This window comes from Pandoraea commovens (genome assembly GCF_024704525.1).
Classification (GTDB): domain Bacteria; phylum Pseudomonadota; class Gammaproteobacteria; order Burkholderiales; family Burkholderiaceae; genus Pandoraea; species Pandoraea commovens.
The window spans coordinates 4,540,627-4,562,648 of the sequence record NZ_CP102780.1; the positions used below are offsets into that span (position 1 = coordinate 4,540,627).

Consider the following 22,022-nt stretch of genomic DNA (forward strand, 5'->3'; position numbering starts at 1 on the left):
GGCCCGGCACGCTTAGCGCGCTTCGAGAATGCTCACGTAGTTCGCCACGGCCGCGCCGCCCATGTTGAAGACGCCCGCCAGCTTCGCATCGGGAATCTGCATGTCGCCCGCCGTACCCGTCAGTTGCATGGCCGCCATGACGTGCATCGAGACGCCGGTAGCCCCCACGGGATGCCCCTTCGCTTTCAGACCGCCCGACGGATTCACCGGCAGCAGCCCGTTCTTTTCCGTCAACCCTTCGGCGAGGACACTCGCGCCCTGCCCCGGCTTGGCCAGCCCCATCGCTTCGTATTCGATGAGCTCGGCGATGGTGAAGCAGTCGTGCGTCTCGACCAGCGACAGATCCTTGAGCGACACCCCGGCCACGCCCAGCGCCTGACGCCATGCATGCTGCCCGCCTTCGAACGCCAGCGGGTCGCGGCGCGAGAGCGGCAGATAGTCGTTGACCTGCACAGCGGCGCGGAAGCCGACCGCCTTGGGCATGCCACGTGCAACGTCCGCCTTGGAGATGACGAGCGCAGCCGCACCGTCCGACACCATCGAACAGTCGGTGCGCTTGAGCGGCCCGGCCACGAACGGGTTCTTCTCGGAGACGTTGCGGCAGAAGTCGTAGCCAAAGTCGCGACGCATATGCGCGTACGGATTCACCGAGCCGTTGCGATGGTTCTTCGCGGCAATGCGCGCGAGCGCATCGGACTGATCGCCGTAGCGGTCGAAGTAGGCCTGCGCGATGGTGCCGAACACGCCCGCGAAGCCACCGGGAATCCCGGCCTCCTCACGTGCATACGAACACTTGAGCAGCACTTCACCGACCTGCGGCGTGGCGAGTTCGGTCATCTTCTCGAAGCCGATCACGAGCACATGTGTGGCTTTGCCCGCTTCGATGGATTGCAACCCGCCGTGCACGGCAGCCGAACCGGTCGCGCACGCATTTTCGTAGCGTGTGGCGGGTTTGAAACGCAGGCCGGGAATGCGGTTGAAGATGAGCGACGACGGGAAGTCCTGATACAGGAAACCGCCGTTGAAGGTGCCGACGTGAATGGAATCGATCTGTTCGGGCGAGAGGCCCGCATCGTCGAGGGCGGCCTGAGCGACGTCGGCCAGCAGGACCTCGGCGTCGACGTTATCGAGTTTGCCGAACTGGGAGTGGGCCCAGCCGGTAAGGCATGCAGCAACCATGAAGTGTCTCCGGAAAATTGGGGTCATCCAGACTCCGGTGAGCAATTTCGATGCCAGATCCCTGCAAGGCGTCTGCATGCGCGTGGCGCTACACCCGATCTGCCACATCGACGGCCCGGTCAGTCGTCGTTGCGAGGTCATTCTCTTGCCGCGCTTGTGGCGCCTGTGCAATTGACGCAAGCGTAAAGCGGGAGTCACTAGCCCATCAAGTGAATTCTTAAGCACGCCAGGTGAAGCAAATTTGCTGTGCCGCAACAATGACTCGCACGCCGAAGTGCGTGCGACACCTGTCGCACCGGGCGCGGCGACATTTGCGACAAGTGTCGCAAGGCGTCGACGAAATGCGACAGGTGTCACACCCGCATGTTTGCTGGGTTCGGCCGAGTCGCGCACGCGCAGCAAAACGCGCCGCGCCCGAGACATCGCCGCGAAGGCTTGTTGCGCCTGATGAAAGGCCTGTGACAGGCGCACGGCGCACGCCCAGCACTCCCCCCGGGATTTCACTAATGCTTAACAACGTAAGGGTTTTCCCGTTCGGATGCCGAACTGGCATTCGATTTGCGTAAGATTAGCCAGCCACTTTTCCGAGTTGGCCGGGACGTTGCACGGCAGCACGTGTGCACGCCCTGCGCTTCAGACGCAGTCACCAAACCAATAAACAGGAGACATGCAGTATGAGCACCATGGATCGCCGCCACTTCATCAAGGTTGTGGCCGCCACATCGGCCGCCGCCGCTACGGGGTTGTATCAGACGCAGGCGCACGCTGCCGAATTCACACTGAAGTTCGCCAATAACCTGCCGGTCAGCCATCCGATGAACATCCGCGCCAAGGAGATGGCGCAGAAGATCGCGGAGCAATCGAAAGGCCGCATCGACTTCCAGATCTATCCGAACAATCAGCTCGGCTCCGACAGCGACATGCTGAGCCAGATTCGCTCGGGTGCCATCGACTACTTCACGCTCTCGCCACTGATTCTCGGCACGCTCGTACCGTCCGCACAGATTTCGGGCGTGGGCTTCGCGTTCAAGGATTACAGCCAGGTGTGGGCGGCCATGGACGGCGATCTCGGTGCGCACGTGCGCGGCCAGATCTCGAAGACGACCGTGTTCGCGTTCGACAAGATCTGGGAGAACGGTTATCGCCAGATCACCACGAGCAGCCGTCCGATCAACTCGCCGACCGACCTCAAGGGTCTGAAGATCCGCGTGCCGACGAGCCCGCTGTGGACGTCGATGTTCAAGGCGTTCGATTCGTCGCCCACGTCGATCAACTTCGCCGAAGTGTATTCGGCCCTGCAAACGCACATCGTCGAAGCGCAGGAAAACCCGCTGGCGCTGCTGACCACGGCCAAGCTCTACGAAGTCCAGAAGTACGTGTCGATGACGAACCACATGTGGGACGGCTTCTGGTTCCTCGCCAACAAGCAGAAGTGGGACAAGCTGCCGAAGGACCTTCAGGAGATTGTCACCGCCAACGTGAACGCTGCCGCCATGGCGCAGCGCGACGACGTGCGCAAGCTCAACGATGGCGTGATGGCCGAGCTCAAGCAGAAGGGTCTGGTGTTCAACGCCCCGAACAATGAGCAGTTCCGCGACAAGCTTCGCGCCGCCGGCTTCTACGCCGAATGGCACAAGAAGTTTGGCGACGAAGCATGGGCCATGTTGGAAAAGTACACTGGGAAGCTCGCGTAAATGGAAACGTTGACGATGACGGCCGAGCCGACGCACGCGCTCGCCCGCCTCTTCTGCCACGTCAACCGCGCGGTGATGAAAGTCACCGAGGCGGTTGCCGTGCTGCTGGTGGTGGCGGAAACTCTCATCCTGCTCGCGGGCGTGGTCTCGCGTTACGGGTTCGACAATCCGCTCACGTGGTCGGACGAGCTCGCGCAGATTCTGTTCATCTGGCTTTCGATGCTCGGTGCCGTGATCGCCCTGGACCGGGGCGAGCACATGCGCTTGTCCGCCATCGTCAACAAACTTCCCGCTGCTTGGCGCGACTGGTTCCAGACCATGGCCGCGCTGACGGTGTGCGTGTTCGTTGCGCTCATCATCATGCCCGCGTACACGCATGCCATCGAACAGATGGACATCACCACGCCCGCGCTGGAAATCCCCGACGGGCTGCGCGCAGCTGCCCTGCCGGTGGGCGCGGCACTCATGCTCATTGCCGCGATCTCGCGCATGGCGCGCTGCTCCAGTGCGCGTCAGTTCGGCCTCGGCGTGCTATTCGTCGCGGCCCTCGGTGCAGCCCTTTGGCTCGGCCGTCCCGCGCTGATCGCGATGGGCAACTACAACTTGCTGATCTTCTTCGTGCTGATCGTCGGCGCATGCGTGGCCGGTGGTATTCCGATTGCGTTTGCCTTCGGGACCGCCACACTCGCCTATCTGGCGCTCGTGACGGATGCACCGCTGCAAATCGTCGTGAGCCGCATGGACGAAGGCATGTCCGGCCTCGTGCTGCTGTCGGTGCCGCTGTTCGTGCTGCTGGGCGCACTCATCGAGATGAGCGGTCTGGCACGTAGCCTGATCGAATTCATGGCGTCGCTGCTCGGCCATGTGCGCGGCGGCCTGCAATACGTGTTGCTCGGTGCGATGTTCCTCGTCTCGGGCATCTCCGGCTCGAAGGCGGCCGACATGGCGGCCGTCGCCCCGGCGCTATTCCCCGAAATGCAACGTCGCGGTTCGAAGCAGGAAGACCTGGTGGCGCTGCTGTCCGCCACGGGCGCGATGACGGAGACGATTCCGCCGAGCCTCGTACTTATCACCATCGGTGCGGTGTGCGGTGTCTCGATAACGGCGCTCTTCGTCGGCGGTCTTCTGCCCGCCGTGATCGCCACGCTCGCCATCGTCGTCGTGTGCTTTGCCCGCTCGCGCAAGGAAGCGCCGAGCGCAGCACGTCGCGCACCGTGGGGCGTCATCGGCAAGACGTTTATCGTGGCGCTGCCTGCCCTCGCGCTGCCGATTCTGATCCGTACGGCGGTGATCGAAGGTGCGGCCACAGCGACGGAAGTCTCGACCATCGGTATCGCTTACACGATCGTGATCGGGCTGATCGTTCACGCCTTCAAGAAGCACCTGAATTTCAAACGTCTCTATCCGCTGCTCACGGAAACGGCTGCACTCTCCGGCGCGATTCTGCTGATCATCGGTATGGCGACGGCCATGGCCTGGGCGCTCACACAATCGGGTTTCTCCGCGAAGCTCGTCGGCCTGATGCACGGTGTGCCGGGCGGTCAAGTCGGCTTCCTGCTCATCTCGATGGTCGTGTTCATCGTGCTCGGCAGCGTGCTCGAAGGCATTCCGGCCATCGTGCTGTTCGGCCCGCTGCTGTTCCCGGTCGCCCGCTCGCTTGGCATTCACGACGTGCACTATGCGATGGTCGTCATTCTCTCGATGGGGATGGGCCTGTTCGCACCGCCGCTCGGCGTGGGCTTCTACGCCGCGTGCGCCATCGGCAAGACATCACCCGACAAAGTGTTCAATCGGATGTGGACCTACATGGGCGCACTGCTCGTCGCCCTGCTCATCGTGGTCTTCATCCCCTGGATCTCGATCGGTTTCCTGAAGTAACGCTAACCCCCTAACGGTTTCGCGATATCACCGACGGGCTCCGCCGCTTAGCTGGCGGCGGGGCCCGTGCTGTAGCCATCAGTATATTTAGGAGTCCATAGCATGACGGAGAAGGTAGCAGTAGTCACGGGCGGTGGAATGGGTATTGGCGCCGCCATTTGCGAACGTCTGATCAAGGATGGCATGACGGTTGTCGTGGCCGATCTGAACGAAGGTGCGGCGACGGAGACGGCCGCAGCGCTGAGTGCGTCAGGTGGCCGCGCGTGGGCGCTGGGCATGAACGTGGGTGAGGAGGCGTCGATTGCCGACGGCTTTGCACAGATTGCCAAGCGGCACGGGCGCTGCGACGTGCTGGTGAACAATGCGGGCGTCGCCAAAACGTTCCCGTTTCTCGACTACCCGCTCGATCACTGGCATCAGGTCATGGCCGTCAATCTGACGGGCACGTTGCTGTGCGGGCAGCACGCCGCGCGACTCATGCGCGAGCAGCGCTGGGGACGGATCGTCAATCTGGCGTCGGTCGCAGGCATTCTCGCCAGTGCCGGACGCACGGCTTACGGCACGTCGAAGGCGGCAGTAATCGGTCTGACGCGCCAGATGGCCATCGAACTCGCCCCCTTCGGCATTACCGCCAATGGGATCGCCCCCGGCCCCATCGACACGCCGCTGACCAAAGTGCTGCACTCGGACGTTTCGCGCCGTCACTATACGGAGACGACGCCGCTCGGGCGCTACGGACAGCCGCATGAGATTGCCGGTGCGGTGAGTTTTCTCGCGTCGGACGACGCATCGTATGTCACCGGCCATATCCTGCCGGTCGACGGCGGCTTCGTGGCCGCCGGTATTCTGGAAATCTGAGGAAGGCTGGCGCGACGCGATCGTCGCGCACAACGCCCTCTTAGCCTCAAAGCACGCTGGTGTCCGGCAGATCGGGCACCAGCCGCGCACCGGGCGCACGCTGCATCTCGCGCCACACACTGCGCGCATTCTCCACGAACGTCGCCACGCACGGGTTGTGATTGTCCCGGCTCCACAGCAGCGCCACCTCCGCCACCGGCGCGTTGCGCAGCGGCTTGAACACCGCATTGCCGGACGCACTCGCGCTGCTCATCGACATCGGCACCATCGCCACACCCAGCCCCTCCCCCACGAGGTTGATGATCGTCTGCTGAAGGTTCGTTTCGAGCCGGATGTGCGGCGAGAACCCGGAGCGGCGGCAGTGGGTGACGACCAGATCGTAGACGAGCGGCGCGATCTCGCGCGGGATGCTCACGAACGATTCCTCGGCCAGTTGCGCCGCGTCGAGCACGCGCACCTTCGCCAGCGGGTGCGTGCGGGGAATCACCGCCACCATCTCTTCGCGAAACACCGTCGCCGTGTCGAGGCCGGTCAGGTCCTCTGGGCGATACATGATGCCGACGTCGGTCTGACCGGCGCGCACGGCCTCTGCCAGCAGGTTCGGCAGCGTCTCCGCAAGTTTCATGTCGACGCGCGAGAACGCCGCTGCGTATGTCCGCGTAAGCGCCGGGAGGATGTTGTAAGCCGAGGACATCATGAAGCCGACCGTAATCGCGCCATCTTCCCCCCGGCTGGCCGCCACCACGTTGCGACGCGCGCGATCGACGGCGTTGAGGATTTCTACCGCGTCCTGATAGAAGCGATTGCCCGCCCGCGTGAGTCGCACGCTGCGGTTCGTCCGCTCGAACAACTGAACCCCCAGCTCCGCCTCCATCAAGCCAATCTGACGCGAGAGCGGCGGCTGGGAGATGTGCAACTGCTGGGCTGCGCGGCCAAAGTGCAGTGTCTGCGCGAGCACCACGAAGTACTGAAAATGGCGCAACTCGATCATTTGATACCCCTGAGGTATTAATAGCGCATCAATATTGTATTGGATGTTATGACTGTGCGGTCGTATCCTGCTTTGGCGGTAGGTCACCCGAGCCAGCCGCAACATAAAGAGACGTCAGGAATCGCCAGGCCACAAGCCACCGACGGCGCCCTTTCGTACCAATACGAGAAGGAGACAAGTCATGCCCGCTCACCTCGCTGTAGCGTCCGCCCCCGCTCGACCTGTCGGCCACGCCGCCCCCCTCGGCGCAGCCAGTGCCCATAGTGCCAATACCGCATTCAACAACATCGCCGCGCTTGCCGAGCGTGTCGTGCGCGTGCCAGCCGCCGCCGCGCCCGCCTCGGCGTCCCGTCAGCTTCGCCCCGATTACCTCGCTATCGACGACTTGTGCGGCACCGATGCCCGCATGCGCGATCTGCTCGCGCGCGGCAAACGCTTCGTCGACCGTGGCCTGCCCGTGCTGATTCTCGGTGAGACGGGCACTGGCAAAGAGTTTCTCGCCCGCGCGTTGCACGAGTACAGCGAGCGACGCGCACAGGCGTTCGTCGCCATCAATACGGCATCGCTGCCGGAGCATCTGATCGAGAGCGAGCTGTTCGGCTATCAGCGCGGCGCCTTCTCCGGCGCGTTGCCTGGGGGGATGAAAGGGAAGATGCAGCAAGCCGATGGCGGCACGCTGTTCCTCGACGAAATCGGCGACATGCCGTACGCGATGCAGACGCGTTTGCTGCGCGTGCTATCGGAACGTGAAGTCACACCGCTAGGGGCAAGTCAGCCGGTGCCGGTCGATGTCCAACTGATCTGTGCCACGCATCAGGATCTGGCAAGCGCCGTCGCACAAGGCACGTTCCGTGAAGACCTCTACTACCGGATTGCCGTCGGCGTGCTGACGCTGCCCACCTTGCGTGAGCGCGACGACAAGCGCGAACTGATCGCGCGCATGTTGTGCGACGAATGGCCGGGGATGCGTGTCGATCAGGCGCTCGCGCGTGTGACGTCCGACGCGCTCTCGTGTCTTCTCACGCATGCGTGGCCGGGGAATTTGCGTCAGATGCGCGCGGCACTGCGGTACGCCTGTGCCGTGATGAGTGGGGAGCGTTTGTGTGTGGACGATCTTCCGCCAGAACTTGCGTCGTCGCGTGCATTGCACTCGACACCTCCGGTGAATCACCACGAGGAAGCGCGCGACGCTCGGATCGAGGAAACGTCCTATGCCGCCAGCATTGCTTCGCACACGCAATATCGTGCACATGACAATGCTCACGCGCCGCACGATCAGGAACGTGAGCGCATTCTGCAAGCACTCGCACAGCATCGCTGGAACATTTCTGCGGCGGCGCGCACGCTGGGATTCTGTCGCGCATCGCTGTATCGCAAGCTCAAGCAGTTGAGCATTCCGCATGTTCGCGATTGCGGTGAAGCGCTCAGCACAAGGCATTACGCCTAGTTTTTCCTACACGAAAATCGCGGGCAAAAAAAAGCGCGGCCGATGAGGCCGCGCCAAGGTTTGGAGACTTTTCACTCAACGCAAAAGTCTACTTCTCGCGAAACGTAGTATAGGTGCGCACGCGAAAATCATTGTCATCATTCGACGCAATGAATTATTCGGCGACTCGCAATAGTCCGTAAAACCCCATAAATAAAGGCCTTTTTGGCACGCGACGATTTCACGCGCTTGCCAATATCTCAGAAATGGCTCAATACGCGCGAGTACGTGAGCCCCATGACAGTGAGATGGCAGCCACCTGACATGGCGATGAATCGCTCTCTATATAGCGACGTCGCACATCACAGCAACGCACTCACTTCTTCACACAAATTCACATCGCACTTTTCTCGCGACGCATCGGGCGCGCGAGCCGTCACCGCCGCGTGCATTCACTGCGATGGAACTTAACGCGAACATGCATGTCGCGCGCAAAACCAGTGCTGGCAATGCTTCGCGCGCGCTTTCACTTGCACATCACACTGTGTCCCGAGCGCAACACACATCGCTTGCATCGCGATTTCTCGCCTACGCTTAATCAAGCCAATCCCTTGTCCGACAACGCTTTAGGACGTGTCTCACAGATTCTTTTCATATCTGAAATAGATTCTTGCGGATTCTGAAATAGGCGGGAGTAGCGGTGACTCATACACTGCCCCCTGTCAACAGAGCAGTGCCGATAGCTGTACGGGTCCGCGAGTGATGAAGCGTGATGAATCGTCACCTCGACATGTTCTGTTTCGCCGCGTTCTGTTTACACGCGAATTCTGCGATTCGTGTCACGTTACTGGAGCTTAAACCATGAAAAAAACTCTTCTTGCCGCTGCCGTCGTCGGCGCGTTCTCGATGACCGCGCACGCTCAAAGCAGCGTCACCCTGTACGGCTTGATCGACGCTGGCGTCGCTTACACGAGCAACTCGACGACGTCGTCGGCTTCGGGTTCGAAGAACTTCCGTGCAACGAGCGGCCTGGTCAACGGCAGCCGTTGGGGCCTGAAGGGCTCGGAAGACCTGGGTGGCGGTAACAAGGCCATCTTCGTGCTTGAAAACGGTTTCTCGATCAACAACGGCACGTCGGGCCAAAACGGCCGCATGTTCGGTCGTCAAGCCTTCGTTGGTCTGCAAAACGATCGCTTCGGCGCTGTGACGATCGGTCGTCAGTACGACTCGCTGGTCGACTACCTGGCACCGCTGACCCTGAACGGTTCGTCGTTCGGCGGCACGATCGCTTCGCACCCGTATGACAACGACAACACGAACAACTCGTTCCGTGTGAACAACTCGGTCAAGTACTCGAGCGCCAACTACAACGGCCTGACGTTCGGCGGCCTGTATGGCTTCTCGAACAAGGCTGGTGACTTCGCCAACAACCGTGCATTCAGCGCCGGCGTGAACTACGCAAACGGCCCGCTGACGGTTGCTGCTGCTTACTTGGAGCGTCAAGGCAATCCGGGTAACAACAACGGCACGGGCGCTGTCGACACGTCGGCAGGTGGTGATTCGGTGTTCCAGTCGTCGAAGCAACGCGTCTGGGGTATCGGTGGTAACTACGCCTTCGGCCCGGCAACGGTCGGCCTGGTGTACACCCACACCCAACTGCAAGGTCTGACGGGTCTGAACTACAACAGCACCGCAGTTGCTTTCGGCAACGACGGCCTGAAGTTCGACAACTTCGAAGTCAACGGTCGCTACATGCTGACCCCGGCAGTCTCGCTGTCGGCCGCGTACACGTACACGATGGCCAAGCAAGATTCGACGGACAAGAAGCCGAAGTTCCACACCGTTACGCTGCAAGCTGACTACCGTCTGTCGAAGCGCACCGATGTGTACCTGACGGGTTCGTACCAGCACATCTCCGACAACGAAGGCACGGGCCTCCAAGCCGGTGTCGGCGCTGCCGGCGGTATGTCGTCGACCAGCTCGCAAACCGTTGTGGGCACGGGCATCCGTCACCGCTTCTAAGCATCGAAGTGGCGTGAGCACCGACGGTCGTATCGCGGTGCTCCTGACATGAAAATGGCAGCCTTCGGGCTGCCATTTTTTATTGCATCAACGTATGATCTGGGCGCTACGAGGCTGCGTAGAACAGCGCCGCCCCAGGCCCGTCACATCAGAAACGCGTCTCGCGTGCGGCACGCAGGAAGTTGTCCAGCACCGGCGTGCAATCCAGAAACTCCGGACCGCCTGCGCGGTGGAATTCCGGGTGCCACTGCAAGCCCATCACGAACGGTGCCTTGCGGTAGCGAATCGCCTCCACCACACCGTCTTCCGCACACACCGCCTCTACGCTCAGATCGCGCCCCAGCGTCTTGACCGACTGGTGGTGAATCGAGTTGACGATCGGTACATCGACCGGCGCCAGCATCTGCGCGAGCGACGACCCTTCCGGGAATGTGAGCGTATGACGATTGTGTTCGTACGTTTCCGTGACGTGCGGGATCGCTTCGGGCAAATCCGTCGCAATGTCCTGATGCAACGTGCCGCCGAACGCCACGTTGATCAGTTGGCAGCCACGGCAGACGCCGAGAATCGGCTTGCCCTGCTCGACAAACTCATGGAGCAATTCCAGTTCGTACATGTCACGCATGCGGTCGCCCTGCCATTCGTGACGCGTCGCCACTTCCGAATAGGTCAGCGGTGAGACGTCGGCCCCGCCCTGCAAGACCAGCCCGTCGAGGTGCTTCGCGTAATCGTGAAGACGAATGTGGCTCGGGTGAAGCAAGCCTTGCGTGTCCACCGTCGGAATCATGAAGACGAGCACATCGCGCGACATCACCCAGTGCGCAATCGACTCTTCCAGGTATTGCAGCGTTTTGCTGCGCAATCCCTTCGAACCGGGTTCCGGATGGAAGATACGCGCCGAGATGCCGATCTTCAGCGTGCGTTGCGTAATGCGCTGACCGGCGCGGTCGTACCAGGCACGAAAGCGCGCGGACATGATCCGGCGCAGCACCGACCACGGCGAGTCGCCCGCCTGCAAGTACGACGGCTGACCGCCCATCGACGCCGGACTGCCAGGACGCGGCCCGGTTGCGCCGAACGACGGCTGATGCGGTGGCTCACCACCGCCTGCACCGCCGCCCGCACCACCGGCGGCACCTGCCCCCGTCTCGCCGATGTTGCCCCCGGCACTCCCCACACCGGCCGCCTTAACGTCGTCGCCGGATTTCGGAACGGGGGAGCCGATCGGATTGCGGTCGGACGCCACTTCGGCCGCCGAGGCAGGCGCAGCCGGCTTGGCCGCTGGCGCACCGGATGCGGGTGTCTCGGCCTTCGAATCGTCCGACCCATCGGATCGCACCGCGCTGCCTTGCTCGGCAGGCGGCGCAGGACGTGTCAGCGTGTCGGGATTAGGCGGCATATCGCCCGAACCTTCGGCCGTACCGGCGACTGGCTTTGCCGTGGGACGCGGTGTCGCGGGCGACGCGGGTGCCACGTACTCGGACGAACGCGTCGCGGGCGAGTCCGCGGGTGAGTCGCTGTGTTTTGCAGATTCGTGTGCCGGGGCGGCCGGGGCCGTCGGCGAGGTTGCGCTCTTACTCGTATCGGATTCGGGCTTGGACGGCTGCTGCGGCGATTTCGGATCTTGAGCGTCGGTCATGATGGCGTTTGGGTGCGTCCGAAAAAAGGTGGACGAAGGGGGGAAAGTAGGATTGACCACGTCGGCCCGGGAATTATCCCGCCGCCACAATCCCGCCGCAACCGCTATCCCAGACGTCCCTTTTTGCACGCCCCGCGACGTTAGCCTCGCCACCACCCTTTCCTTCCCCTTTCCTTCCCCTTTACTCCCCCTTTCCCGCGCCGATGAAACCGTCCCGGCCGAACGATGTCTTATTTCATTGTTACGCATGGAATACATGTCATCGGCGGTTGAGTGCGGCTCTGCACACAGCATGTCGATTGCGTATAATCGGGACAAATTGCACGATATTCAATTGATATTGAGCGACGTTCGTGTCGATAGAGTGAAATTGTTTTTGGGCGTCCAACATTGCCCGGCCCTGACCGGGGCTTCCTGGCGGACGCATTGGCACCAGGAGTCTGCAAGTGAAGCGTTTTCTTCGTCTGTGGCAAATCGCCCGTCATGATTTCCGCGTGCTCTGGCATGCGGCCCGTGACCCGCGCCGTCCGCGCTGGCTGTTGCCTGCCGTGGTGTTGCTCGCCGTCTATCTGCTCAGCCCCATCGATCTGATCCCCGATTTCGTACCGGTGTTCGGTTTGCTCGACGACGTGGTCGTGATCGGCATGGTGGTCCACTGGCTCATCAAGCGCCTGCCGGTCGATGTGCGCGAGGACGCGCGTGCGCATGTGTTCACCCAGCGGGCCTGATGCTCGCTGACGCTCACGCATCGCAGAAATCGAAAAAGGACGCCGAGGCGTCCTTTTTCATTGGCATCGCGCAAAACGTGCAAACCGCGCGCAAGTGCCTTAGGGCATCAACAACGTCGACCCGGTGGTCTTGCGCGCTTCGAGATCGCGATGCGCCTGTGCGACGTCGGCCAGCGCATAACGCTGATTCACCTCGATCTTGACCGTGCCCTTGCCGACGACGTCGAACAATTCGTTGGCTGTGGCCTCCAGATCGGCACGCTTGGCCGTGTAGTTGAACAGCGTGGGGCGCGTGAAAAACAGCGAGCCGCGCGACACCAGATCCGCCGTGTTGATTTGCGTGACGGGGCCGGACGCGTTACCGAAGTTCACCATCGTGCCCAGCGGACGCAGGCAGTCGAGCGAGCCGATGAAGGTGTCTTTGCCGATGGAGTCGTACACGACCGGCACGCCTTCGCCGCCGGTAATCTCTTTCACACGCTCGACGAAGTTCTCGCGGGTGTAGACGATCGGGTGATCGCAGCCGTGCTGACGCACCAGCGCGGCCTTCTCATCCGAGCCTACGGTGCCGATCACCGTCGCGCCCAGCGCCTTCGCCCACTGACACACGATCAGCCCCACGCCACCTGCGGCGGCGTGAATCAGAATCGTGTCCCCGGCCTTGACCGGATACGTGCGACGCAGCAGGTACTGCGCCGTCATGCCTTGCAGCATCATGGCGGCGGCCTGATCGTCGCTGATGTTATCGGGCACGCGCACCAGCGGTGCAGCGCGCATCACGCGCGCCTGCGAGTAAGCGCCGCACGGACGGCTCGCGTAGGCCACACGGTCGCCGGGCTTCACATGCGTCACACCCTCGCCCACCGCTTCGACCACGCCCGCCGCTTCCATGCCGAGACCGGCGGGCAGCGGCTGCGGATACAAGCCCGTGCGGAAATAGACGTCGATGTAGTTCAGCCCCACGGCGTTGTGGCGTACGCGCGCCTCGCCCGGACCGGGCTCACCGACTTCGACATCGACCCACTTCATTACTTCGGGGCCGCCGTTCTGTTCGATGCGAATGGCTTTCGTCATGGTTGTCTTCCTCGCTCCTTTCTGTCTGGGTAGTGTCTTGCTGCGGCGCTGCCGTCGAACGTGTCGACGCTCAAGCGGATGGTTGTGCTGCCAGTCGCACGATCAACTGTTCGAGCAGCAGACGCGCCGTCGAGCTGTTGGTCGCACACGGTACGTTGTGCACGTCGCAAGCACGCACCAATGCGTTGATGTCGGGTTCGTGCGGCTGCGGTGTCATGGGGTCGCGCAGGAACAGCACCATGTCCACTCGCCCCTCGGCCAGTTGTGCGCCGATCTGCAAGTCGCCGCCGTGCGGGCCGGAGAGCATGCGCTCGACGTCGAGGCCGAGTTCCGTGGCGATGCGCCCGCCGGTCGTGCCCGTCGCGACGAGCTGGCATTGACGCAGCACCTCGACATAGTCGCGTGCGACCGCGAGGATCTCGTCCTTCTTCTTGTCGTGCGCGATCAGCGCAATTCTTACCTTGGGTACCGTCGAAACCGTCATGAATGCGAGTCCTGAGTGCTGATGCGTGCAGTGAGTGCGATAGATGAATGCGTCGTGGCGCGATTCAGAACGTGCCGGGATAAGCCCCGCCGTCGATCAGCACGTTTTGTCCGGCGATGTAGCCTGCGTGCGCGCTGCACAGGAATGCACAGGTCGCGCCGAACTCCTCGGGCTGACCGAAGCGCCGCGCCGGAATCGCGGCAGCGCGCTTGCTGCGCGTGTCCTCGACACTCTGCCCGCTCTTGGCTGCCGACGCCTGCATCGTCGCCGTCAGACGATCGGTGTCGAACGCGCCCGGCAGCAGATTGTTGATGGTGACGTTGTGCGACACCGTGGTGCGCGCCAGCCCGGCGACAAAGCCCGTCAGCCCGGAGCGCGCGCCGTTGGACAGCCCGAGAATATCGATGGGCGCTTTGACTGCGGACGACGTGATGTTCACGATGCGCCCGAAGCCGCGCGCCATCATGCCGTCGACCGTGGCCTTGATCAGTTCGATGGGGGTGAGCATGTTGGCGTCGAGCGCGCGAATCCAGTCGTCGCGCAGCCAGTCGCGGAAATCGCCCGGGGGCGGTCCGCCCGCGTTCGTCACGAGGATGTCGGGCTGCGGGCAGGCAGCGAGCGCCTGCGCACGGCCTTCCGGGGTGGTGATGTCGCAGGCCACTGCGGTCACGTTCACGCCCGTGGCCGCACGGATCTCGGCTGCGGTGGCGTTCAGCGCGTCGGCGGTACGCGCGACGATCACGACATTGACACCGGCTTCTGCCAGCGCTTGTGCGCAAGCGCGTCCCAGCCCCTTGCTCGCGCCGCACACCAGCGCGGTGCGGCCCTTGATTCCCAGATCCATGTTCTGCCTTCAAGACAAGTGATGCGTTGGTCGTTGGCCGCTGTGCGGCCGTCTTGCAGCGATTCTAAGTCGAAACCCGGACCGGCATCGCCCGCATCGGCTAAAATCGCGGCCATGCGGGCCGAACCGGGTCATACCGACCCGGCGATCCAGCAATCCAGCGATCCAGCGGCCCAGCCCCAAATTGCCTGCCATGAAACAAGACACCCGATTCCCGAACCTCTTCATCTGCGATCACCCGCTGATTCAGCACAAGTTGTCGCACATGCGCGACAAGGAAACGTCGACGCGCACGTTCCGCGGTCTGCTGCGCGAGATCACGCTGCTCATGGGTTACGAGATCACGCGCGACCTGCCGCTCACCACCGAGCGCATCGATACGCCGATGGTCGAGATGGACGCCCCGGTCATCGCGGGCAAGAAGCTCGCCATCGTGCCCGTGCTGCGTGCCGGCGTCGGCATGAGCGACGGTCTGCTCGATCTGGTGCCGTCCGCACGCGTCGGCCATATTGGCGTGTATCGCGACGAGCAGCATCGTCCGGTCGAGTATCTCGTGCGCCTGCCCGACGTGGCCGACCGCCGCTTCATCCTGTGCGATCCGATGGTCGCCACCGGCTACTCGGCCGTGCATGCCGTCGACGTGCTGATCAAGCGCGGCGTCACGCCCGAGAACATCGCATTCCTCGCACTCGTGGCCGCCCCGGAAGGTGTGAAGGTGCTGCTCGACGCGCATCCGGGCGTGAAGCTCTACGTCGCTTCGCTCGACGAGCGTCTGGACGACCACGCGTACATCATTCCGGGCCTTGGCGACGCAGGCGACCGCCTGTTCGGCACCAAGAACTGATGAAACGATGAAAAAAGCCCCGGTCCTGCCGGGGCTTTTGCTTTGGGGGCGCGTTCTGCTGCACCTACCTTATACGGCCTTGCGTCGCGTAGCCATCGCCACACCGATGGCCGCCAGCACCATCCCCGCCCACGCCAGCGGCGGCATATGCTCCCCGACCATGAGCCACGCCGCGAGCGCCGCCGAGGGCGGCACGAGGAAGAACAGCGCCGACACGCGCGACGCCTCGCCGCGCCGGATCATCGCCAGCAGCAACGAGATCGCGATGATCGAGTTGCCGATCACCAGGTAGACGAGCGTCAGGCCGAGTTGCCACGTCCATGCGACGTGCATCGGTTCGAGCCACCACGCAAGCGGCAGCGTCGCGGCGAACCCGACGAAGTACTGCACCAGATTCGAGGTCACCGGGTGCTGCCCCACGCCGAAGCGCTTTTCGTACAGCGTGCCGCACGTAATCGCGCCGAGCGCCACGAACGTCAATAGCAGCCCGACGGCCGACGTCGCCTCCACCGCCGAGCGCGCCACGATCACCAGCGCCGCCCCCGCCAGCCCCAGACCGAGCCCGATCCAATTCAGCCCGCTCACGCGCTCGCCCACCAGATGCGGCACCGCCAGTGCCACCAGAATCGGTTGCAGCGACGTGATCAGCGCCACACTCCCCGCCGACACGCCGAGTCGCAGCGCCAGATACGTCATGCTGAAATACAGCGCCTGAATCAGCAAGCCGATGACGATGAGATGGCCCCACGCAGCCGCCGTCTTCGGCAAAGGCGGGCGCATGACGACCGCCAGCGGCGCCAGCACCACGAGCACCAGCCCGTAGCGCAACGCCAGGAAGGTCAGCGGATCGGCATACTCCAGACCGATCTTGGCGACGGTGAAACCGACGGACCACAGGAACAGGAAGATGAGCGGTGCGGCGCGCAGCCACAGCGGATCGTGTGCGACGCCGGTTCGCACCGGCTCCAGCGAAGATTTGAGGGACATCGGCGAGTGAGCGACCTTTTATTGTTTGACGGGAACCGGATCTGCAACACGGGCAAAGAAGACGCGAGAGGCGATAAACGTGAAAACGCGGGCGCGCAATGCTCAATGCAACGCCCACATCCTCGTCAGTATCCGCCTTACCGGCGCTTGTTGCCGCCCAGGATGCTGCCCAGCACGCCGCGTACGATTTCGCGTCCGAGCTGACTGCCGACGGTGCGCATCGTGCTCTTGACCATCGCTTCGACGGGCGAGTCCTTGCTGCGCGACCCGCTGCCACCCAACAGACCGCCGAGAGAGTCGAGCCAGCCGCCGCCTCCACCCGCTCCACCCGCCCCGGCGGGTGCGCTGCCCGCAGGCGTCGGCGTGCCATCGGGCTGCCGTTCCTGCGTACGGCCCACGAGCTTCTCGTACGCCGATTCGCGGTCGACGGCTTTCTCATACACGCCCGCAACGAGCGAGCTGGCCATCAACGCCGCGCGCTCCTGCGGCGTGATCGGCCCGATACGCGATGCAGGCGGCGAGATGTAGGCGCGCTCGGTGATGGCCGGACGCCCCTTTTCGTCGAGCAGCGACACGAGTGCCTCTCCGACACCCAATTCGCCGATCACCGTCTCGATGTCGAGCGACGGATTGGCGCGCATCGTCTGCGCAGCGACCTTCACCGCCTTCTGATCGCGCGGCGAATAGGCGCGTAACGCGTGCTGCACACGGTTACCCAACTGGCCGAGCACCGTGTCCGGCACGTCGACCGGGTTTTGCGTCACGAAGTACACGCCGACGCCCTTCGAACGAATCAACCGGACCATCTGCTCGATGCGTTCGAGCAAGGGCTTCGGCGCTTCGTTGAACAGCAGATGCGCCTCGTCGAAGAAGAAGACGAGTTTGGGTTTATCGGGGTCGCCCACTTCCGGCAGGCGCTCGAACAGCTCCGCGAGCAACCACAACAGGAACGTGGCGTAGATGCGCGGGGCGGCCAGCAGTTTGTCCGCCGCAAGAATGTTGACGATGCCGCGTCCCTGCGCGTCCGTCTGCATGAAGTCTTCGATGTTGAGCATCGGCTCGCCGAAGAACTTGTCCGCGCCCTGTTGCTCCAGCGTGAGCAGCCCGCGCTGGATCGCCCCGACTGACGCGGCCGAGATATTGCCGTATTGCGTGGTGAAGTTCGACGCGTTGTCGCCCACGTGCTGGAGCATGGCGCGCAGGTCCTTGCTGTCGAGCAGCAGCAGACCGTTGTCGTCGGCGATTTTGAAGACGAGGTTAAGTACCCCAGTCTGCGTCTCGTTCAGGCCCAGCAGGCGAGAGAGCAGGAGCGGTCCCAAATCGGAGATGGTGGCGCGCACCGGGTGGCCCTGCTCGCCGAAGACGTCCCATAGCGTGGCGGGGCTGCCGTGCCAGTCGGGGGTGTCGAAGCCGAGGTTGGCGATGCGCTCCTTGAGCTTGGGCGTCTCGACGCCCGGCTGCGTAATCCCTGTCAGGTCGCCTTTGACGTCCGCCAGAAAGACGGGCACGCCAATGTCCGAAAACGCTTGGGCGATGACTTGCAGGGTCACTGTCTTGCCGGTGCCGGTCGCGCCGGTGATGAGCCCGTGGCGGTTGCCCATCGCAGGCAGCAGGCCGAGCAGGTGCTGCGCGTTGCGCGCGATCACCAGCCCTTCACTGGACTCGTGAGCGGAACTCGTTGACGCAGCGGATGTTGCGGCGGAAGAGCCGGGAGCGGCTGGAGTCGCGGTGGACGACGCTTGCGACGGCACGGGCTTCTTGGGCATGAGCGACCTCTGCGGTAGACGCGGCGTGGCTCGTGACACGGCGCAGCAAACACCCGTGGCACGGTGCGGCGGCATGATAAAATTGCCTCCGATTATAGCGGCACAGGTTGCCGCTCGGACTGCACCGCCCCGAAATGCCCCACGCGACCGACAGGATCCGTGCGAGACGACGGGGCGGCGAGGCAATCGGCGCCCGCGACCCCATTGGTGGCGGGCGCTCCCGTTTCAACGGTTGGCCGCGCCGGACTGCGCAGGCCGGCAGAGCATACTTCGCCGCTCAGCGCGGCACGACGGAGAAATTCATGGCGGGTCATAGCAAATGGGCCAACATCAAGCACAAGAAGGCTGCGGCAGATGCCAAGCGCGGTAAAGTCTGGACACGTCTGATCAAGGAAATCACGGTCGCAGCTCGTCTGGGCGGCGGTGACGCCGACAGCAACCCGCGCCTGCGTCTGGCCGTCGAAAAGGCTGCCGACGCGAACATGCCCAAGGACAACGTCAAGCGCGCGGTCGATCGCGGCGTGGGCGGTCTGGACGGCGCGAACTACGAAGAAATCCGCTACGAAGGCTATGGCATCAACGGCGCGGCCGTGATCGTCGACACCATGACGGACAACCGTGTGCGTACGGTGGCCGAAGTGCGTCACGCCTTCTCGAAGTTCGGCGGCAACATGGGCACCGACGGCTCGGTCGCCTTCCTCTTCACGCACTGCGGTCAGTTCCTGTTCTCGCCGGAAACCCCGGAAGACAAGCTCATGGAAGTGGCGCTCGACGCCGGTGCGGACGACGTCATCTCCAATGAAGACGGCAGCTTCGAAGTGATCTGCCCGCCCAACGACTTCCAGTCCGTCAAGGACAAGCTCGAAGCCGCTGGCCTGAAGGCAGAAGTCGCCGAAGTGACGATGAAGCCGCAAACCGAAGTGGAATTCACCGGCGACGACGCCGTGAAGATGCAAAAGCTGCTCGACGCGCTCGAAAACCTCGACGACGTGCAGGAAGTGTTCACCAACGCCGTCATCGGGGAATAAGCATGAAGATCATGGTTGTCGGCTCGGGCGGCCGCGAACACGCGCTCGCGTGGAAGCTTGCCCAATCGCCGCGTATTCAACTCGTCTATGTCGCACCGGGTAACGGTGGCACGGCGCTCGACGAACGTCTGCGCAACGTGCCGATCAGCGATCCGAACGTGCTGGCCGAATTCGCCGCACGCGAAGGCATCGCGCTGACGGTCGTCGGCCCGGAAACGCCGCTCGCCGCCGGTATCGTCAACATCTTCCGCGCCCGTGGCCTGAAGATCTTCGGACCGACCAAGGAAGCTGCACAGCTCGAATCGTCGAAGGACTTCGCCAAAGCGTTCATGAAGCGTCACGGCATTCCGACCGCCGATTACGAAACGTTTGCCGACGCAGCCGCCGCTCACGCTTACATCGACGCCAAGGGTGCGCCGATCGTCATCAAGGCCGACGGTCTGGCCGCCGGTAAGGGCGTGGTCGTGGCGATGTCGCTGGAAGAAGCGCACAACGCCGTCGACATGATGCTCGCGGACAACAAGCTCGGCGACGCCGGTGCGCGCGTGGTGATCGAGGAATTCCTGCAAGGCGAAGAAGCCAGCTTCATCGTGATGGTCGACGGCAAAAACGTGCTGCCGCTGGCCACGTCGCAGGATCACAAGCGTCTGCTGGACAACGATCAGGGCCCGAACACGGGCGGCATGGGTGCTTACTCGCCCGCGCCGATCGTCACGCCGCAGATTCACGCGAAGGTGATGCGCGAGATCATTATGCCGACGGTGCGCGGCATGGAGACCGACGGCATTCGCTTCACGGGCTTCCTCTACGCCGGTCTGATGATCGACGCCGACGGTAACGTCAAGACGCTCGAATTCAACTGCCGCATGGGCGACCCGGAAACGCAGCCGATCATGGCGCGTCTGAAGGGTGACTTCTCGGTGGTGGTCGAGCACGCGATTGCGGGTACGCTCGACAAGATCGAACTCGACTGGGATCGTCGTTATGCGCTGGGCGTGGTGCTCGCCGCTCACGGCTACCCGGACACACCGCGCAAGGGCGACCGTATCTCGGAAGTCCCGGCAGAGACCGACGAATGCGTGACGTTCCACGCAGGCACGCAGCTCGAAGACAACGTACTCAAGGTCACGGGCGGACGTGTGCTGTGCGTGGTCGGCCTGTCCGACACCGTGCGCGGTGCGCAAAGCGTCGCATACCAGACCGTCAATCAGATCAACTTCGACGGCATGCAGTATCGCCACGACATCGGCAACCGCGCACTTGCGCGCAAGCCGGAATAAGTCGCCAGCGTCCGGCGCTTAGCTGACTTGCGCCGGATCGTTTCGCCACGGCCCGGGGAACCTCGCGTTCCCCGGGCCGTTGTCTTTTGACGCAGGCAATTGCGTCGCCCGCCCCCACCTTCCTTGCGCCCCCGAAATGGGCCGCCTCACATCTTCATTGCCCCGCGATTGACAAGCGCAGGCCAAATTGGCACGCTGGCGTCGCGTGACATCGAAGGTTTACCCCGAGAGCGCGCGGCCGGCCAGCCCCGGCGGCATTCATGCAGTTTTCCCGACAGACCCTCGCTCGACGGAGACTTACATGTTCGACCTCGATAAGCTGGTCAACGATTATCTGGTGCCGTTCGGCCTGAAAATCGTGATGGCCGTCGTCATCTGGATCATCGGTGGCATCGTCATCAATCTGCTGGCGCGGCTCGTTCGCAGCGCGATGAATCGCCGCCACATCGATCCCACCCTCGTTCGCTATACCGAATCGACGATGCGCATTGCCTTGCGTATCGCGCTGATCCTTTCCATTCTGAGTGTCTGCGGCATTGAAACGACGTCGTTCGCTGCCCTGCTCGCCGCCGCCGGTATCGCCATCGGGGCCGCCTGGTCCGGACTGCTGTCGAATTTTGCGTCGGGCATCTTCCTCATCGTGCTGCGTCCGTTCAAGTCGGGCGACATGATCAGCGCAGGCGGCGTGACGGGCGTGGTCGACGAGATCGGCCTGTTCGTCACCACGCTCACGACGCCGGACAACCTGCGCGTGTACGTCGGCAACACGAAGGTATTCGGCGACAACATTACCGTGTACGACGCCAACGCCTTCCGACGCGTAGACCTCACGGCACAGCTCGCGCATACGGTTGACCTGCAAGACGCCGTGGCGCGCCTGAAGGCACGCGTGGCGCAGATTCCCAACGTGGTCGAGAAGCCGGGCGTGGACGTCGAGATTCTCGAGTTCAACCCGTCCGGGCCGGTGCTCGCGGTGCGGCCTTACTGCCACAACCGCGACTACTGGCAGGTCTACTTCGACACCAACAAGGCGATTGCCGAAGTCGGCGGCACAGCTCACTGGCCGGTACCCGCCACGCGGCAGATCCTCATGCCCCCGCCGGGCATATCGGGACCGGCGGCCAGCGGCACCAGCGCCGTGCCGCCGATCGTGCCGGGCGCGGGGGGCACGGCCCCCGCCGGGACACTTCCGAACGCACCAGCGCCCTGAAACGCCGGCGCATCGTCCTTTGATTCAGGTCATTCGGGCGGCACCGGCACGCGGTGCCGCCCGCCCGCGTCTGCCCTCGTGCCGGTACAA

General features: G+C 63.2%; 18 protein-coding genes. 10 read left to right on the plus strand and 8 right to left on the minus strand.

Annotated features, from left to right (window positions below):
• Window positions 1-12 precede the first annotated feature (12 nt).
• The gene (locus tag NTU39_RS20440) at window positions 13-1,179 is read right to left on the minus strand and encodes an acetyl-CoA acetyltransferase (protein ID WP_150664274.1); all 1,167 of its coding nucleotides are present in this window, start codon (window positions 1,177-1,179) and stop codon (window positions 13-15) included.
• Between the two features lie 674 nt (window positions 1,180-1,853).
• On the opposite strand from NTU39_RS20440, the gene NTU39_RS20445 reads away from it, so the two are divergent.
• The 3 genes from NTU39_RS20445 (at window position 1,854) to NTU39_RS20455 (ending at window position 5,609) form a co-directional block, all read left to right on the plus strand.
• Window positions 1,854-2,873 carry a TRAP transporter substrate-binding protein gene (locus NTU39_RS20445; protein WP_150664275.1) on the plus strand — a complete coding sequence of 340 codons (1,020 nt, stop codon included), beginning with the start codon at window positions 1,854-1,856 and terminating at the stop codon, window positions 2,871-2,873.
• A gap of 15 nt (window positions 2,874-2,888) precedes the next feature.
• The gene (locus NTU39_RS20450) at window positions 2,889-4,751 is read left to right on the plus strand and encodes a TRAP transporter large permease (RefSeq protein WP_246184579.1); all 1,863 of its coding nucleotides are present in this window, start codon (window positions 2,889-2,891) and stop codon (window positions 4,749-4,751) included.
• Between the two features lie 102 nt (window positions 4,752-4,853).
• Window positions 4,854-5,609 carry an SDR family NAD(P)-dependent oxidoreductase gene (locus NTU39_RS20455; RefSeq protein ID WP_150576360.1) on the plus strand — a complete coding sequence of 252 codons (756 nt, stop codon included), beginning with the start codon at window positions 4,854-4,856 and terminating at the stop codon, window positions 5,607-5,609.
• A gap of 46 nt (window positions 5,610-5,655) precedes the next feature.
• Here the strand turns inward: NTU39_RS20455 and NTU39_RS20460 are convergent, their stop codons facing one another.
• Window positions 5,656-6,600 (minus strand): LysR family transcriptional regulator, encoded by a 945-nt coding sequence (locus tag NTU39_RS20460; RefSeq protein ID WP_257958434.1) that lies wholly within the window; start codon window positions 6,598-6,600, stop codon window positions 5,656-5,658.
• 406 nt (window positions 6,601-7,006) lie between these two features.
• Between NTU39_RS20460 and NTU39_RS20465 the strand changes: the two genes are divergently transcribed.
• Window positions 7,007-8,047 carry a sigma-54-dependent Fis family transcriptional regulator gene (locus tag NTU39_RS20465; protein ID WP_257960115.1) on the plus strand — a complete coding sequence of 347 codons (1,041 nt, stop codon included), beginning with the start codon at window positions 7,007-7,009 and terminating at the stop codon, window positions 8,045-8,047.
• A gap of 840 nt (window positions 8,048-8,887) precedes the next feature.
• The gene (locus NTU39_RS20470) at window positions 8,888-10,048 is read left to right on the plus strand and encodes a porin (protein WP_150576357.1); all 1,161 of its coding nucleotides are present in this window, start codon (window positions 8,888-8,890) and stop codon (window positions 10,046-10,048) included.
• 148 nt (window positions 10,049-10,196) lie between these two features.
• On the opposite strand, the gene NTU39_RS20475 is transcribed toward NTU39_RS20470, so the two are convergent.
• The gene (locus NTU39_RS20475; RefSeq protein WP_150664278.1) at window positions 10,197-11,687 is read right to left on the minus strand and encodes a type 1 glutamine amidotransferase; all 1,491 of its coding nucleotides are present in this window, start codon (window positions 11,685-11,687) and stop codon (window positions 10,197-10,199) included.
• A 446-nt stretch (window positions 11,688-12,133) separates the two neighbouring features.
• On the opposite strand from NTU39_RS20475, the gene NTU39_RS20480 reads away from it, so the two are divergent.
• Window positions 12,134-12,415: a YkvA family protein gene (locus NTU39_RS20480; protein ID WP_150664279.1), complete on the plus strand. Its 282-nt coding sequence runs from the start codon at window positions 12,134-12,136 to the stop codon at window positions 12,413-12,415.
• Between the two features lie 99 nt (window positions 12,416-12,514).
• Here NTU39_RS20480 and NTU39_RS20485 read toward each other — a convergent pair whose 3' ends face one another.
• The 3 genes from NTU39_RS20485 to NTU39_RS20495 form a co-directional block, all read right to left on the minus strand.
• Window positions 12,515-13,489: a quinone oxidoreductase family protein gene (locus tag NTU39_RS20485; RefSeq protein ID WP_257958435.1), complete on the minus strand. Its 975-nt coding sequence runs from the start codon at window positions 13,487-13,489 to the stop codon at window positions 12,515-12,517.
• Window positions 13,490-13,559: 70 nt separating this feature from the next.
• A complete protein-coding gene (locus tag NTU39_RS20490) occupies window positions 13,560-13,973 on the minus strand; it encodes a methylglyoxal synthase (protein ID WP_150576353.1) in 414 nt (137 codons plus the stop codon).
• Window positions 13,974-14,037: 64 nt separating this feature from the next.
• Complete coding sequence (locus NTU39_RS20495) at window positions 14,038-14,817, minus strand: SDR family oxidoreductase (RefSeq protein WP_257958436.1); 780 nt, start codon at window positions 14,815-14,817, stop codon at window positions 14,038-14,040.
• Between the two features lie 193 nt (window positions 14,818-15,010).
• Here NTU39_RS20495 and upp point away from each other — a divergent pair, with 193 nt between their 5' ends.
• Window positions 15,011-15,661: a uracil phosphoribosyltransferase gene (gene upp / locus NTU39_RS20500; protein WP_150576351.1), complete on the plus strand. Its 651-nt coding sequence runs from the start codon at window positions 15,011-15,013 to the stop codon at window positions 15,659-15,661.
• Between the two features lie 69 nt (window positions 15,662-15,730).
• On the opposite strand, the gene NTU39_RS20505 is transcribed toward upp, so the two are convergent.
• Both NTU39_RS20505 and NTU39_RS20510 read right to left on the minus strand, forming a co-directional pair.
• Window positions 15,731-16,648, minus strand: coding sequence for a DMT family transporter (locus tag NTU39_RS20505; RefSeq protein WP_150662354.1), 918 nt, complete (start codon window positions 16,646-16,648; stop codon window positions 15,731-15,733).
• A gap of 137 nt (window positions 16,649-16,785) precedes the next feature.
• On the minus strand, window positions 16,786-18,249 hold the full coding sequence (locus tag NTU39_RS20510; RefSeq protein ID WP_246184581.1) for a helicase HerA-like domain-containing protein: 1,464 nt from the start codon (window positions 18,247-18,249) through the stop codon (window positions 16,786-16,788).
• Between the two features lie 467 nt (window positions 18,250-18,716).
• Between NTU39_RS20510 and NTU39_RS20515 the strand changes: the two genes are divergently transcribed.
• From NTU39_RS20515 to NTU39_RS20525, 3 genes are all read left to right on the plus strand, one after another.
• Complete coding sequence (locus tag NTU39_RS20515) at window positions 18,717-19,442, plus strand: YebC/PmpR family DNA-binding transcriptional regulator (protein ID WP_150664283.1); 726 nt, start codon at window positions 18,717-18,719, stop codon at window positions 19,440-19,442.
• Window positions 19,443-19,444: 2 nt separating this feature from the next.
• Window positions 19,445-20,722 carry a phosphoribosylamine--glycine ligase gene (gene purD / locus NTU39_RS20520; RefSeq protein ID WP_039400673.1) on the plus strand — a complete coding sequence of 426 codons (1,278 nt, stop codon included), beginning with the start codon at window positions 19,445-19,447 and terminating at the stop codon, window positions 20,720-20,722.
• Between the two features lie 301 nt (window positions 20,723-21,023).
• The gene (locus NTU39_RS20525) at window positions 21,024-21,932 is read left to right on the plus strand and encodes a mechanosensitive ion channel family protein (RefSeq protein ID WP_150664284.1); all 909 of its coding nucleotides are present in this window, start codon (window positions 21,024-21,026) and stop codon (window positions 21,930-21,932) included.
• Window positions 21,933-22,022 lie beyond the last annotated feature (90 nt).

What these genes read in the sequence shown, in the direction of transcription:
- NTU39_RS20470 (WP_150576357.1), top strand. Translation starts at nt 8,888, where the DNA reads ATGAAAAAAACTCTTCTTGCCGCTGCCGTCGTCGGCGCGTTCTCGATG.
- NTU39_RS20450 (WP_246184579.1), top strand. Translation starts at nt 2,889, where the DNA reads ATGACGGCCGAGCCGACGCACGCGCTCGCCCGCCTCTTCTGCCACGTC.
- NTU39_RS20475 (WP_150664278.1), bottom strand. Translation starts at nt 11,687, where the DNA reads ATGACCGACGCTCAAGATCCGAAATCGCCGCAGCAGCCGTCCAAGCCC.
- NTU39_RS20490 (WP_150576353.1), bottom strand. Translation starts at nt 13,973, where the DNA reads ATGACGGTTTCGACGGTACCCAAGGTAAGAATTGCGCTGATCGCGCAC.
- NTU39_RS20460 (WP_257958434.1), bottom strand. Translation starts at nt 6,600, where the DNA reads ATGATCGAGTTGCGCCATTTTCAGTACTTCGTGGTGCTCGCGCAGACA.
- NTU39_RS20455 (WP_150576360.1), top strand. Translation starts at nt 4,854, where the DNA reads ATGACGGAGAAGGTAGCAGTAGTCACGGGCGGTGGAATGGGTATTGGC.
- NTU39_RS20465 (WP_257960115.1), top strand. Translation starts at nt 7,007, where the DNA reads ATGCGCGATCTGCTCGCGCGCGGCAAACGCTTCGTCGACCGTGGCCTG.
- purD (WP_039400673.1), top strand. Translation starts at nt 19,445, where the DNA reads ATGAAGATCATGGTTGTCGGCTCGGGCGGCCGCGAACACGCGCTCGCG.
- NTU39_RS20505 (WP_150662354.1), bottom strand. Translation starts at nt 16,648, where the DNA reads ATGTCCCTCAAATCTTCGCTGGAGCCGGTGCGAACCGGCGTCGCACAC.
- upp (WP_150576351.1), top strand. Translation starts at nt 15,011, where the DNA reads ATGAAACAAGACACCCGATTCCCGAACCTCTTCATCTGCGATCACCCG.
- NTU39_RS20495 (WP_257958436.1), bottom strand. Translation starts at nt 14,817, where the DNA reads ATGGATCTGGGAATCAAGGGCCGCACCGCGCTGGTGTGCGGCGCGAGC.
- NTU39_RS20525 (WP_150664284.1), top strand. Translation starts at nt 21,024, where the DNA reads ATGTTCGACCTCGATAAGCTGGTCAACGATTATCTGGTGCCGTTCGGC.
- NTU39_RS20445 (WP_150664275.1), top strand. Translation starts at nt 1,854, where the DNA reads ATGAGCACCATGGATCGCCGCCACTTCATCAAGGTTGTGGCCGCCACA.
- NTU39_RS20440 (WP_150664274.1), bottom strand. Translation starts at nt 1,179, where the DNA reads ATGGTTGCTGCATGCCTTACCGGCTGGGCCCACTCCCAGTTCGGCAAA.
- NTU39_RS20515 (WP_150664283.1), top strand. Translation starts at nt 18,717, where the DNA reads ATGGCGGGTCATAGCAAATGGGCCAACATCAAGCACAAGAAGGCTGCG.
- NTU39_RS20485 (WP_257958435.1), bottom strand. Translation starts at nt 13,489, where the DNA reads ATGACGAAAGCCATTCGCATCGAACAGAACGGCGGCCCCGAAGTAATG.
- NTU39_RS20510 (WP_246184581.1), bottom strand. Translation starts at nt 18,249, where the DNA reads ATGGGCAACCGCCACGGGCTCATCACCGGCGCGACCGGCACCGGCAAG.